We start from the raw sequence: 11,531 nt of genomic DNA, 5'->3' as shown, positions 1-11,531 counted from the left end.
CCGGATATGGTGGCGCGGGGTGGAGCAGCCCGGTAGCTCGTCAGGCTCATAACCTGAAGGTCACAGGTTCAAATCCTGTCCCCGCAACCAACAAACATACAAATCCAGCTTCTCGCAAAACACAAACACAACCCCGCCAAAAGCGGGGCGTCCGTCGTTTAAGGCGACGCGAAAATACCAGCGCACGAAGTCCTTGTGCAACAATAAATTCGTCGGCTTATAACGCTCCAAAAAGTTTGAAACGTTTATTCCGCTCAACCCGAATAATCATTGTGCCGGTTTGCTGCGGCGCTATTCTGGCGATGTCATCGTGCATGCTTGCAGCCAAAGGAATTTTCGACAGATGAGCGACGATGTAATCGAGATGCATGGTCTGCGCGTTCTTCTGTTCGCCGCGGAGGGTGACAAACTTGCCGCTGCGCGGGATGCCAATAGGTTCCTCAGCGAGACCTGGGCGCAGGACGCAACGCTCGCCGTGATTCCGGTTTCACGGCTTGGTGATGATTTTCTCGACCTCAAGACCCGGATTGCCGGGGAAGTCATCCAGAAATTCGTCAACTATCAGATGCGCCTGGCCATTCTCGGAGATATTTCCGCGTGGGCGGACACAAGCAAGCCATTGCGCGACTTTGTCTATGAGACGAATCGCGGGCGCAGCCTGTGGTTTATCCGCGATCTGGCCGAGCTCGATCAACGGCTGGCAATTCACGTAGCCGGTTAACGCGGTTTTCCTGCGGGTGCCGTTGTGCCGCGCGTCACCAGCTCGAACCCGATATTGACCGCCGCCGCCGGTGCATATTCCCGGGCGGCGCTGCGATCGAGAACCTGCAGCAGCAGTTCGCCGGTCCTGCGACCGATCTGTTCGGCATCGATGCGAATCGTTGTGATTGCCGGAACACATTGCCGGGCAATATCGAAATCGCCAAAGCCCATCAGCGAGAGATCGCCGGGCACTTTGATGTCGCGCCGGTGACATTCCATCAGCGCGCCGACGGCGGAAATGTCAGAAACGGCGAAGACCGCTTCCACGTCCGGGGCTTGTTCCAGCAATATGCCGAGCGTGAAGGCGCCATGATCGTAGGAAACCGGGGCTTGGCCAGCGCGAATCACCAGTTCATCACTCAGACCGGCCTCGCGCAGCACCGAGGTGAAACCTGCGAGCCGTGATTCGCCGCGCAAATCTTTTGCGTCGCTGTCCATCCTGGATCCAAGCGCACCGATTCGCCGGTGCCCCAATGCCAGGAGATGCAGTGCGGCTGCCCGTCCGACTTCATAATTGGAAAAGCCGACCGCATGGTCGATCGGATGTTCCGGCGTATCCCAGATTTCGACGATCGGAATACCGGCCCGCAGCATCATTTCATTGGCCGCCTTGGTGTGGGTGGTTCCCGCGACCACAATCGCATCGGGCCGCCGGGCGAGCATGGCGCGGATGATTCGCTCTTCCTCCTCCAGCCGGTACATGGTGTAACCGATGAGGAGCTGATAGTCGGCCGGCCGCATGGCTTCGGCAAGACCCTGCGCGGTATCGGCGAAATTGGAATTGGTCAGGGTCGGCAGAATCGCCGTGATAAAGTTGGTGCGCCGGGAGGAAAGGCTGCCCGCCACCCGGTCCGGCACGTAGCTCAGCTGCTCGATGGCCTTCATCACCCGGTTGCGGGTTGATTCGGAAACGAGATCAGGGTCCGCCAGCACCCGCGAGACGGTCATCTTCGACACGCCGGCGAGGCGGGAGACGTCGTGCATGGTGGCTTTGGGCGAAGATGGCGGCACGGTTCGGTCCTGTCTGTTCCGAATCAGTTACTTCGGGGCGATCCTGTTGTAAACCACGTGGTAGAAACGGCCGTCAAACATGCGCATCATTTCATCGGTGATGGCCCGGCCTTCGAGGCGCACCGGCGAGGCAAGGGCTTCCTTCACGGCTTCCATCGAGGGGTAGTCGACCTCCTGAACCATGGCGATATCAGGCGAATCAGGGTCCGAATCAACCGTGCGCATGACGCGCACCGCCTGGGCGTTCGGCATGCGCTTCCAGACGGGCAGCAATCGCTCCTCCACCATCTGAAAGAAGGCCTCTTCCTGGCCTTTGTGAATCGTTCCCTCGAAAATGGCCGACCGGGTGAACATGCATCCTCCTAGCGTCTTGAGCGCGTGGCATTTTCGCCTTGCCACTTGTAATGATACCGATAACATGCTTGATTGGAAAAACAAGCAGCAAAATTGACAAGCCGTCAGGGAATGCTGCCGATTGGTTTGAATAGGCTGCGGCTTGATGCTTCTGGACGAAATACTGTCGAAGAATCATAGCGCAGTATCGCGGAATCAACAGACTGAATGGAAATGTTATCGAGAACAATTGATACGCACTGAGACTGGCGGGTGATGCTCGGGAGGCATCGCCGGAATCATTGACAACACGACAAGTGGAGGAGACAAGAATGGGTATTTCAAAATCATTGCGTGTGATGGTCGCGGCCGTCGGCCTTGCCGCTGCAGGGCTGTTTTCGGCAGTCGATGCCAATGCGGTCACGCTGAACGACATCACGTCGCGCGGCACCGTCCGAATCGGCGTGCTCACCGGCGCGCCGCCGATGGGCATGGTCGACGAGAAGGGCAATCCGACCGGCTATGACGTTGATGTCGCCAACCTGATTGCCGGTTATCTCGGCGTGAAGGCAGAACTTGTGCCGCTGACGCCGCCATCGCGTATCCCGGCGCTGCAGACCGGCAAGGTCGATTTCCTCATTGCGACGCTTGCGCCAACGGGCGAGCGTGCCAAGACGGTGATGTTCACCCAGCCCTACAGCGCTTTCAACATGGTGATCGTTTCCGGCAAGGACCAGAAGTTCGCGGCCCTCTCTGAACTCGGCGGCAAGCGCGTCGCGGTCAATCGCGGTTCGTCTCAGGAAGCAGCTTTACGCAAAGTCGCCGTGCCGGGGCTCGAGCTCGTGGTCTATGAAGATGATTCGACCACGGCCCAGGCGCTGATCGCCGGACAGGTCGATGCGGTCGCGCTGCCGTCGACGGTGGCCGATGCGGTGTTGAAGCAGTTACCCGATGCCGGTTTGCAGGTCGGTTTCACCTTCTTCCGCCAGGGCAACTCCATGGCAACGGCGCTGCAGGATTTCGAGATGCGCCAGTGGCTCAATACGGCGATTTATCTGATGAAGAACTCCGGCGAGCTTGATGCCATTTCGGTCAAGTGGACCGGACAGCCCATGCCGCAGCTGCCATCCTTCTGATCTGCCGCTCAATCGGTTCACCGGGCAAAGTCTGCCCGGTGCCATTTTCCAATGGAGACCGGAGATGTCCTACACCTTCCAGTTTGGCGTCATCGCCCAATACCAGAATGAAATTCTGGCCGGCATATGGATGACGATCAAGCTTTCCGTGGCGTCGATCATCCTTGGTTGTGCCGCCGGCATTGTCCTTGCGTCGATCCGCTCGATGAAACCGGGCATCGGCCGCATTCTCGTCGATGCCTATGTCGAGATCATCCGCAACACGCCGTTTCTCGTGCAGCTCTTCATTGTCTATTTCGGCCTGCCGGGGCTCGGTTTCCGGGTCAGCGCGGTGACGGCAGCCCTGATCGGCATGACGATCAATCTCGCCGCCTATTCCACCGAGATCATCCGCGCCGGCATAGAATCCATTCACAAATCGCAGATCGAGGCGGGCGAGGCACTGGGCTTCACGCGGCTGCAGATTTACCGCCACGTCATCATCATGCCGGCCATAGCCAAGGTCTATCCGGCGCTGTGCAGCCAGTTTGTCCTGATGATGCTGGCATCGTCGGTGTGCTCGGCGATTTCGACGAAGGAACTTGCGGCATCGGCCGCCTTCATCGAATCGCAGAGTTTCCGTTCCTTCGAAGTCTATATCGTCGTCACGCTCATCTATCTTGCGCTGGCGCTCGCCCTGCGCGGTGTGCTGGCCGTTATCGGACTGTGGTTGTTCGGCCGCCGCGTGGCACGGCGAACCGCGGTCGCTCTTCCGGAGGTGCAGGCATGATTCTCCGGACCTTCGGTTTCAGCGAATTCGGCTTTCTTGTCTCGGCGCTGCTGTGGACGGTTGTCCTGACCATCATCGCGCTCAGCGGCGGCGGTATTGTCGGCTTCGTCATCGCGCTTGCCCGCACCTCCACGCACAAATGGCTGCGGATCGCGGCCGCGACCTATATCCAGATCATCCAGGGCATCCCGGTGCTGATGATCCTGTTCCTGTCCTATTACGGGCTGAGCCTCGCCGGACTGCAGCTGCCGCCTCTCGTGGCAGCGGGCGCTTCGATGACGATCTACGCGTCGGGCTATCTCGCCGAGATCTGGCGCGGCTGTATCCAGTCCGTGCCCAAGCCGCAGTGGGAGGCGTCCGAATCGCTCGCCATGACGCGCGTGCAGCAATATCGCTATGTGATCCTGCCGCAGGCGTTGCGCATCTCATTGCCGTCAACCGTCGGCTTTGCCGTGCAGGTGGTCAAGAACACGTCGATTACCTCGATCATCGGTTTTGTCGAACTCGCCCGTGCGGGCCAACTCATCAACAATGCGACGTTCCAGCCCTTCCGCGTGTTTCTTGCGGTCGCGGCGCTGTACTTCGTCGTCTGTTATCCGCTGTCCCAGCTGTCGCGTTGGCTGGAAAGGAGACTCCATGCCAGAAGTCATCGTTGAAAATGTTCATAAAAGCTTCGGCTCGGTCGAGGTGCTCAAAGGTGTCTCGCTGACCGTCGAGCGCGGCGAGGTGATCGCGCTGATCGGCCGGTCGGGTTCCGGCAAGAGCACGCTTTTGCGTTGCATCAACGGCCTGGAAAAGATCAATTCCGGCCGCATCGAGATTGCCGGCCACACGGTGAGCAGCGATCCCAGGCAGCTGCGGGAACTGCGCCGGGACGTCGGCATCGTCTTCCAGAGCTACAATCTTTTCCCGCATCTGAGTGTCGGCGACAACATCATGCTGGCGCCGAAGATCGTCAAGAATGTCGCCAGGGCACAGAGCCGCGAAACCGCAGAAAAGGTGCTGAAGCTGGTTGGTCTCTCGGAAAAATTCGATGCCTATCCGGATGAGCTGTCCGGCGGCCAGCAGCAGCGCGTCGCCATTGCCCGCTCCCTCGCCATGCAGCCGAAAGTGATGCTGTTCGACGAGGTGACGTCTGCGCTCGATCCGGAACTGACCGAGGAAGTGCTCAACGTCATGGAACAGCTGGCACGGGACGGCATGACGATGATCCTGGTGACCCATGAGATGGCTTTTGCCCGCCGGGTCGCGACCAGAACCATTTTCATGCACCAGGGCAGGATCTGGGAGGAAGGGCCATCGAAACAGCTCTTCAGCGATCCCAAGACGCCGGAGCTGCGCCAGTTCGTCAAAGCCGATGTCAAGTAAATCCATCCATTAGGGAATCCCATGATCATGCCGATCGATATTCTGCAGCTATGCCCGCTGATGCCCGCACTCGAAGCGGATCTTGCCAGGCACTATACCGTGCATCGTTGGTTTGAGATGACGGACCAGCCGGGCTTCCTGAAATCCCATGCGGATCGCATCCGCGGCGTGGTGACAGGCGGGCATATCGGCATTCCGACCGAACTTGCGGCGCAATTGCCCAAGTTGGAGATCGTTTCGATCAATGGTGTCGGTTACGACAAGATCGACCTGAACGCGGCGCGCCAGCGCGGTTATCGCGTCGCCAATACACCGGATGTTCTGACCGCCGACGTGGCCGACCTTGCGCTTGGGCTGATCATCAATCTGGCGCGGCAGCTTGTTCTGGCCGACAATCATGTTCGTGCAGGCAACTGGCCAAAGGGCGAGCTCGGCCTCGGGCACCGCGTGACGGGCCGGCGCTACGGCATTTTCGGACTTGGCCGCATCGGCCAGGCCATCGCCAAACGCCTTGTCGCCTTTGACGGGCAGATTTCCTATTCGGGGCGCCGCAAGCTCGATGTTCCCTATGCATTTTACCCGACGCTCGCGGAGCTTGCAGCCAATTGTGATGTGCTGATCATTGCGGCGGCCGCTTCGGCCGAGACAAAACACGTGGTCAATGCCGATGTGCTGAAAGCCCTCGGGCCCACAGGCAGCCTGATCAATATCGCCCGCGGTTCGCTTGTCGATGAAACCGCTCTCGTTGCAGCCTTGCAGCATGGTACCATTGCAGGAGCCGGGCTCGATGTGTTCGCGGACGAGCCGCGTGTGCCGGAGGCGCTGTTCGGCATGAAGAATGTCGTGCTTTCGCCGCATGTGGCCAGTGCCACCCACGAAACACGCCGGGCCATGGCTGATCTTGTGCTTGCCAATCTGGAAGCGCAATTTGCCGGCAAGCCGCTGCCGGCGGCGGTTGTTTGACAGATATCGCGATAGACAGAGGAAGAGCCGCCATGGCCGATGCATCCACGATTGCTGTTATTGGCGCCGGGCTCATGGGCGCCGCGATTGCCACACGGCTCATCGAGACCGGCCATCGGGTCACGGTGTTTGACGTCGACGCGCAGAAGGTGGCGGCACTTGTGGCCAAAGGCGCCGTGGCGGCACTTTCGGTTGCCGCGGCCACGGCGCAAAGCCGGTTCGTCATTCTGAGCCTCAACCATGCCGATATTGTCCGTACGGTTGTGTTCGGCGTGGATGGCGTGGCTGCGGCCGCCGGCGCGGGCAGGCTGCTGATCGACATGTCGTCGATTGATCCGAAGGAAACCGCTGACATGGCGACAGTGCTGGCGGAAACAACGGGAATGAAATGGCTGGATTGCCCCTTGTCCGGCGGTGTTCCCGGTGCGCTTGCCGGGCGATTGACCGTGATGGCTGGCGGCGATGCCGCCGATTTCGAGCGCGGCCGTACCGTCATGCAGCATCTGTGCGCCAACTATACGCTGATGGGGCCGAGCGGGGCGGGGCAGACGACGAAGCTGATCAACCAGCTATTTTGCGCCGTGGCGTTTCAGGCGGTTGCCGAGGCGGTGAAGCTGGCGGAAGCGGGCGGCGTTGATCCGGCGCTGATACCGCAGGCCCTGGCGGGCGGGCGGGCCGACAACCGGATCATGCAGGAATTCATGGCGAAGTTTGCCGCGCGCGACTACACGCCGACCGGGCGCATCGACAACATGCTCAAGGATCTCGATTCGCTGCAGGGCTTTGCGTTGAAGACGAAGACGCCGTTGCCAATGACCGGTCAGGTCGTTGAAATTCACCGGCTGCTGTGTGCAGCCGGTCTAGGGGCGCGCGATTCAGCCGAGATGATGCGGCTTCTCGATGGGTTTTCCAGCTAGAATCACAGTTCCTGCGCTCTCAGCCATGCCACACTGGCCTCGACGATCTGCATGATCGGATGCGCGACATCCTGCGTGAACACGAGTGGTTCACCCGTTGGCGATTCCAGCGTCGCCAATTGGCTGTCGAGCATCGACAGCGGCATGAAATGCCCGGTGCGCTTGCCCATGTGATCGCGCAAGACGGCCAGGCTGCCGTCGAGAAAGACAAAGGCGAGGGTCCCGCCCGCTTCCCGGCGCAGCCGGTCGCGATACATCTTCTTCAATGCGGAGCAGGACACGACCACGCCCTTTTCGGCCTTGGCGAGTTCCGCGCCGATCTTGTCGAGCCAAGGCCAGCGATCCTCGTCGGTCAGCGGGATACCCGCCGACATTTTCTTCACATTGCTTTCCGGATGCAGCCCGTCGCCTTCGATGAACGGCAGGGACAGTGCCGCCGCGATGCCCTCTCCAACTGAAGATTTGCCGGAGCCGCTCACGCCCATGACGATCAGCCTGATCATAGGGACGCCGTGATACCGCCATCGACATGGATGACCTGGCCGTTGACGAAGGACGATGCATCGCTGGCCAGAAACACCGCAGCACCGACCAGTTCCTCGACATTGCCCCATCGTCCCGCCGGGGTGCGCTTTTCCAGCCAGCCGGAGAATTCCGGATTGTCGATCAGCGCCTGATTGAGCGGCGTCTTGAAATAGCCGGGTGCGATGGCGTTGACCTGCAGGCCGTATTTGGCCCAGTCCGTGCACATGCCGCGCGTCAGGTTGCGGACGGCGCCCTTGGTTGCGGTGTACGGCGCGATGGAAGGCCGCGCCAGCTCGCTTTGTACGGAGGCGATATTGATGATTTTCCCACGTCCACGCTTGATCATGTGCTTTGCCACGCTTTGTCCGGCATAAAAGACACTGGAAATATTGGTCTGCAGCAGCAGCTGCCACTTGTCTTCGGGAAAGTCCTCAAGCGGCGTGCGGAACTGCATTCCGGCATTGTTGAACAGAATATCGATCGCGCCAATATTTGTCTCGATCGTGTCGACGCCGGCCTTGACGCTCTCCAGGCTGGTCACGTCGAACGCGGCCGCATGGGCTTTATGGCCCGCCGCCCTGAGTTCGGCAACGGCGGCATCGACCTTTGCCGCATCGCGGCCATTGATGATGATTTCCGCGCCGTGTTCAGCCAATCCCTTGGCCAGGGCAAAGCCGATTCCCTGGCTTGATCCCGTAACGAGGGCGCGTTTTCCCTCCAGGCTGAACAATGGATAGGCCATTCTTTGTTTCCTCCGGTTCTGCGGAATTCCGATTGCGGGATGTCATCGCTTCCTTCTCCGCTTGACATAAATGTTATCGATAACATATGCAAGTATTCCGGTGTTATCGCGCTGAAATTGATCCCGGCCGTTGCGGCTGGCGGCTTGAAGCGCAAGGGGAGGAACGTATGAAGGCTGTTGTCATCCACGCGGCAAAGGATCTGCGCATCGAGGAACGCGATCCCGGCATTCCCGAAGTCGGGCAAGTGGATATTGCCGTTGAGGCCGGCGGCATATGCGGCTCGGACCTGCACTATTATAATCATGGCGGTTTCGGCACGATCCGGCTGCGTGAACCGATGATCCTCGGCCACGAGATTGCCGGAACCATCAGGGCATTGGGGGCAGGGGTCAGTGGTCTTGCCGTCGGTGACCGGGTGGCGGTATCGCCCAGCCGTCCCTGCAACCATTGCGATTATTGCCTGCAAGGGCTGCAGAATCATTGTCTCAACATGCGTTTTTACGGCAGCGCCATGCCCATGCCGCATATCCAGGGCGCATTCCGCCAGCGGCTGATCGCCGAGGCCTGGCAATGCCACCGGGTGGCGGATGGCGTTTCGATCAACGAGGCGGCCTTTGCCGAACCCTTCGCCGTGACGCTGCATGCGGTCAAGCGCGCCGGTTCATTGCTTGGCAAGCGCGTCCTCATTACCGGCTGCGGCCCCATCGGGGCGCTGACCATTCTGGCGGCGCGGGCGCATGGCGCCCGGGAGATTGTCGCGACCGATGTCATGGATGCGGTGCTGGTCAAGGCCCGGGAGATCGGGGCGGACCGGACCATCAATGTCGCCGACCATCCGGAACAACTGGCAGCCTATTCCGCTAACAAGGGCTCGTTCGATGTGATGTTCGAGGCATCGGGCAATGAACGGGCGCTGCGCGCCGGGCTCGACGTCCTGCGCCCGCGTGGCATTCTCATGCAGCTCGGCCTTGGTGGGGACATCGCCATTCCGCAGAACCTGATCGTCTCCAAGGAAATCGACCTGCGCGGCTCCTTCCGCTTCCACGAGGAGTTCGGCCTGGCGGTTGATCTGATCGGCCGGAAAATTGTCGATGTGAAGCCGCTGCTTACCGGCATCTTCAGCCTTGACGAGGCGGTACAGGCCTTTGAGGCCGCGGGCGATCGCAACCGTTCGATGAAGGTGCAGCTCGCCTTTGCCTGACATTCGTGCCGGGAATGCGCCAAATGTCCATTGAAACCGCTTTTCCCTATGTTAAGGTCCGGCGCCGCTTCCCCTTTGACAGAGCGTTGATGCTTTCGGGCCTATCGCCGGGGGATTGTTCGGCATAAGCGTTTCGGGAGAAGGCCGGTCGACGGCTGCAGCGTGACGGCCCTTGTGCCGTCATCAGGAAGGACAGAACATATCATGACAGTGCACCAGAACCTGATCGACGGCGCGTGGATCGGTGGCGATGCGATCGCCAACATCAACCCCTCCAACACCAATGACGTCGTCGGTGAATATGCGCGGGCGACGGCCGAAGACACGCTGAACGCCATAGCCGCGGCAAAGGCGGCGTTCCCGGCCTGGTCGCGCTCGGGCATTCTTGAGCGTCACGCCATCCTGCGCAAGACCGCCGATGAGATCACCGCCCGCAAGGACGAGATCGGCCGGCTGTTGTCACGCGAGGAAGGCAAGACCCTGGCCGAAGGCATCGGCGAGACGGTGCGCGCCGCCCAGATTTTTGATTTCTTCGCCGGGGAAGTCCTGCGCTTGGCCGGCGAGGTTCTCCCCAGTGCCCGCCCGAACATCGGCGTGGAAGTCACCCGGGAAGCCGTGGGTGTCGTCGGCATCATCACGCCGTGGAATTTCCCCATCGCCATCCCCGCCTGGAAGATTGCGCCGGCATTGGCCTATGGCAATACGGTGGTTTTCAAGCCTGCGGATCTGGTTCCCGGCTGTTCCTGGGCCATCGTCGATATATTGCACCGCGCCGGCCTGCCGAAGGGCGTGCTCAACCTCGTCATGGGCAAGGGTTCGGTTGTCGGCCAGACCATTCTGGACAGTGCCGATGTCAATGCCATCACCTTCACCGGTTCCGTGGGGACGGGCAAGCGCGTTGCTGCGGCCTCCATCGAACATATGCGCAAGTTCCAGCTGGAGATGGGCGGCAAGAACCCGTTTGTCGTGCTTGATGATGCGGATCTGACTGTCGCCGTGGAAGCCGCCGTCAACAGCGCCTTCTTCTCCACCGGCCAGCGCTGCACCGCGTCCTCGCGCATCATTGTCACCGAGGGCATCCACGACCGGTTCGTTGCGGCGGCAACCGAACGCCTGAAGAGTGTCGTTGTCGATGACGCCCTGAAAGCCGGAACCCATATCGGGCCGGTGGTCGATCAGAGCCAGCTGAAGCAGGACGAGGACTATATCGCCATCGGCAAGACCGAGGGCGCCAGGCTGGCCTTCGGCGGCGAGCGGCTGACCCGCGACAATCCCGGTTTCTACCTGCAGCCGGCACTGTTCACCGAAGCGACCAACCAGATGCGGATTTCCCGCGAGGAAATTTTTGGTCCGGTCGCCAGCGTGATCCGGGTCAAGGATTATGAGGAAGCGCTGCATACCGCGAACGATACGCCGTTCGGCCTGTCCTCGGGCATTGCGACGACGAGCCTGAAACATGCCACGCATTTCAAGCGCAATGCCGAAGCCGGCATGGTCATGGTCAACCTGCCCACGGCAGGCGTGGATTTCCACGTGCCGTTCGGCGGACGCAAGGGCTCGAGCTATGGCCCGCGCGAGCAGGGCAAATACGCTGCCGAATTCTATACGACCGTGAAGACGGCCTATACGCTGGCCTGACGGACGCTTTCTCTATTTTCATGACAGATCGGTTTTTGGCGGGCGGTGCGGTTGCACTGCCCGTTTTCATTGGCTTCTTGGTGTGGTGTCGGTTGAGTTATCCCCAGGGGTTGCTTGGCTGATTTGAGAAAGTTTTGTTTTGTGCGTTTTTTTGGAAAAGGCGTG

At 60.3% G+C, this 11,531-nt stretch carries 14 protein-coding genes and 1 tRNA gene; 10 read left to right on the top strand and 5 right to left on the bottom strand.

The annotated features are described in order from the left end of the window. Window positions 1–13: 13 nt before the first annotated feature. Together ACIQWS_RS25320 and ACIQWS_RS25315 are read left to right on the top strand one after the other, a co-directional pair. Window positions 14–90: transfer RNA gene (locus ACIQWS_RS25320), tRNA-Met, on the top strand. A gap of 253 nt (window positions 91–343) precedes the next feature. Further along, the gene (locus ACIQWS_RS25315; protein ID WP_392082854.1) at window positions 344–721 is read left to right on the top strand and encodes a DUF4180 domain-containing protein; all 378 of its coding nucleotides are present in this window, start codon (window positions 344–346) and stop codon (window positions 719–721) included. Here ACIQWS_RS25315 and ACIQWS_RS25310 read toward each other — a convergent pair. Together ACIQWS_RS25310 and ACIQWS_RS25305 are read right to left on the bottom strand one after the other, a co-directional pair. Then, window positions 718–1,746, bottom strand: a complete 1,029-nt coding sequence (locus tag ACIQWS_RS25310) for a LacI family DNA-binding transcriptional regulator (protein WP_403185135.1) — start codon at window positions 1,744–1,746, stop codon at window positions 718–720. The two genes, ACIQWS_RS25315 and ACIQWS_RS25310, sit on opposite strands and share 4 nt — an antisense overlap. Window positions 1,747–1,800: 54 nt before the next feature. Continuing rightward, entirely contained in the window at window positions 1,801–2,127 is a 327-nt protein-coding gene (locus tag ACIQWS_RS25305) for a hypothetical protein (protein ID WP_403185133.1), read from the bottom strand. 311 nt (window positions 2,128–2,438) lie between these two features. On the opposite strand from ACIQWS_RS25305, the gene ACIQWS_RS25300 reads away from it, so the two are divergent. The 6 genes from ACIQWS_RS25300 (at window position 2,439) to ACIQWS_RS25275 (ending at window position 7,259) form a co-directional block, all read left to right on the top strand. After that, window positions 2,439–3,242, top strand: coding sequence for a transporter substrate-binding domain-containing protein (locus tag ACIQWS_RS25300; RefSeq protein WP_223616119.1), 804 nt, complete (start codon window positions 2,439–2,441; stop codon window positions 3,240–3,242). Window positions 3,243–3,306: 64 nt separating this feature from the next. Further along, window positions 3,307–4,011 (top strand): amino acid ABC transporter permease, encoded by a 705-nt coding sequence (locus tag ACIQWS_RS25295; protein WP_346305349.1) that lies wholly within the window; start codon window positions 3,307–3,309, stop codon window positions 4,009–4,011. Further along, on the top strand, window positions 4,008–4,667 hold the full coding sequence (locus ACIQWS_RS25290; protein ID WP_223616117.1) for an amino acid ABC transporter permease: 660 nt from the start codon (window positions 4,008–4,010) through the stop codon (window positions 4,665–4,667). The genes ACIQWS_RS25295 and ACIQWS_RS25290 overlap by 4 nt, the downstream gene beginning before the upstream one ends. Next, the gene (locus ACIQWS_RS25285) at window positions 4,648–5,379 is read left to right on the top strand and encodes an amino acid ABC transporter ATP-binding protein (protein ID WP_403185129.1); all 732 of its coding nucleotides are present in this window, start codon (window positions 4,648–4,650) and stop codon (window positions 5,377–5,379) included. The genes ACIQWS_RS25290 and ACIQWS_RS25285 overlap by 20 nt, the downstream gene beginning before the upstream one ends. A 27-nt stretch (window positions 5,380–5,406) precedes the next feature. Continuing rightward, a complete protein-coding gene (locus ACIQWS_RS25280; protein ID WP_403185127.1) occupies window positions 5,407–6,342 on the top strand; it encodes a 2-hydroxyacid dehydrogenase in 936 nt (311 codons plus the stop codon). Between the two features lie 32 nt (window positions 6,343–6,374). Then, the gene (locus tag ACIQWS_RS25275) at window positions 6,375–7,259 is read left to right on the top strand and encodes an NAD(P)-dependent oxidoreductase (RefSeq protein WP_403185125.1); all 885 of its coding nucleotides are present in this window, start codon (window positions 6,375–6,377) and stop codon (window positions 7,257–7,259) included. Between the two features lie 2 nt (window positions 7,260–7,261). On the opposite strand, the gene ACIQWS_RS25270 is transcribed toward ACIQWS_RS25275, so the two are convergent. Together ACIQWS_RS25270 and ACIQWS_RS25265 are read right to left on the bottom strand one after the other, a co-directional pair. Then, on the bottom strand, window positions 7,262–7,762 hold the full coding sequence (locus tag ACIQWS_RS25270; RefSeq protein WP_403185123.1) for a gluconokinase: 501 nt from the start codon (window positions 7,760–7,762) through the stop codon (window positions 7,262–7,264). Next, on the bottom strand, window positions 7,759–8,526 hold the full coding sequence (locus tag ACIQWS_RS25265) for an SDR family oxidoreductase (protein ID WP_346304968.1): 768 nt from the start codon (window positions 8,524–8,526) through the stop codon (window positions 7,759–7,761). The genes ACIQWS_RS25270 and ACIQWS_RS25265 overlap by 4 nt, the downstream gene beginning before the upstream one ends. A 167-nt stretch (window positions 8,527–8,693) precedes the next feature. Between ACIQWS_RS25265 and ACIQWS_RS25260 the strand changes: the two genes are divergently transcribed. Together ACIQWS_RS25260 and ACIQWS_RS25255 are read left to right on the top strand one after the other, a co-directional pair. Continuing rightward, complete coding sequence (locus ACIQWS_RS25260) at window positions 8,694–9,728, top strand: L-idonate 5-dehydrogenase (RefSeq protein WP_403185120.1); 1,035 nt, start codon at window positions 8,694–8,696, stop codon at window positions 9,726–9,728. A gap of 204 nt (window positions 9,729–9,932) precedes the next feature. Beyond that, window positions 9,933–11,366 carry an aldehyde dehydrogenase family protein gene (locus ACIQWS_RS25255; protein WP_403185118.1) on the top strand — a complete coding sequence of 478 codons (1,434 nt, stop codon included), beginning with the start codon at window positions 9,933–9,935 and terminating at the stop codon, window positions 11,364–11,366. Here the strand turns inward: ACIQWS_RS25255 and ACIQWS_RS25250 are convergent. Next, on the bottom strand, window positions 11,351–11,531 hold a 181-nt coding region (locus ACIQWS_RS25250; protein ID WP_403185116.1), incomplete at its 5' end, for a hypothetical protein. The two genes, ACIQWS_RS25255 and ACIQWS_RS25250, sit on opposite strands and share 16 nt — an antisense overlap.

This window comes from Phyllobacterium sp. NPDC097923 (assembly GCF_044760925.1).
GTDB classification, from domain to species: Bacteria; Pseudomonadota; Alphaproteobacteria; order Rhizobiales; family Rhizobiaceae; genus Phyllobacterium; species Phyllobacterium calauticae.
Note: the sequence above shows the minus strand (reverse complement) of the source record. Positions and strands in the feature narration are given on the sequence as shown.

Coding starts and splice junctions, on each gene's coding strand:
- ACIQWS_RS25265 (WP_346304968.1), bottom strand. CDS start 8,526: ATGGCCTATCCATTGTTCAGCCTGGAGGGAAAACGCGCCCTCGTTACG.
- ACIQWS_RS25300 (WP_223616119.1), top strand. CDS start 2,439: ATGGGTATTTCAAAATCATTGCGTGTGATGGTCGCGGCCGTCGGCCTT.
- ACIQWS_RS25260 (WP_403185120.1), top strand. CDS start 8,694: ATGAAGGCTGTTGTCATCCACGCGGCAAAGGATCTGCGCATCGAGGAA.
- ACIQWS_RS25290 (WP_223616117.1), top strand. CDS start 4,008: ATGATTCTCCGGACCTTCGGTTTCAGCGAATTCGGCTTTCTTGTCTCG.
- ACIQWS_RS25295 (WP_346305349.1), top strand. CDS start 3,307: ATGTCCTACACCTTCCAGTTTGGCGTCATCGCCCAATACCAGAATGAA.
- ACIQWS_RS25305 (WP_403185133.1), bottom strand. CDS start 2,127: ATGTTCACCCGGTCGGCCATTTTCGAGGGAACGATTCACAAAGGCCAG.
- ACIQWS_RS25275 (WP_403185125.1), top strand. CDS start 6,375: ATGGCCGATGCATCCACGATTGCTGTTATTGGCGCCGGGCTCATGGGC.
- ACIQWS_RS25255 (WP_403185118.1), top strand. CDS start 9,933: ATGACAGTGCACCAGAACCTGATCGACGGCGCGTGGATCGGTGGCGAT.
- ACIQWS_RS25285 (WP_403185129.1), top strand. CDS start 4,648: ATGCCAGAAGTCATCGTTGAAAATGTTCATAAAAGCTTCGGCTCGGTC.
- ACIQWS_RS25315 (WP_392082854.1), top strand. CDS start 344: ATGAGCGACGATGTAATCGAGATGCATGGTCTGCGCGTTCTTCTGTTC.
- ACIQWS_RS25310 (WP_403185135.1), bottom strand. CDS start 1,746: ATGCACGACGTCTCCCGCCTCGCCGGCGTGTCGAAGATGACCGTCTCG.
- ACIQWS_RS25280 (WP_403185127.1), top strand. CDS start 5,407: ATGCCGATCGATATTCTGCAGCTATGCCCGCTGATGCCCGCACTCGAA.
- ACIQWS_RS25270 (WP_403185123.1), bottom strand. CDS start 7,762: ATGATCAGGCTGATCGTCATGGGCGTGAGCGGCTCCGGCAAATCTTCA.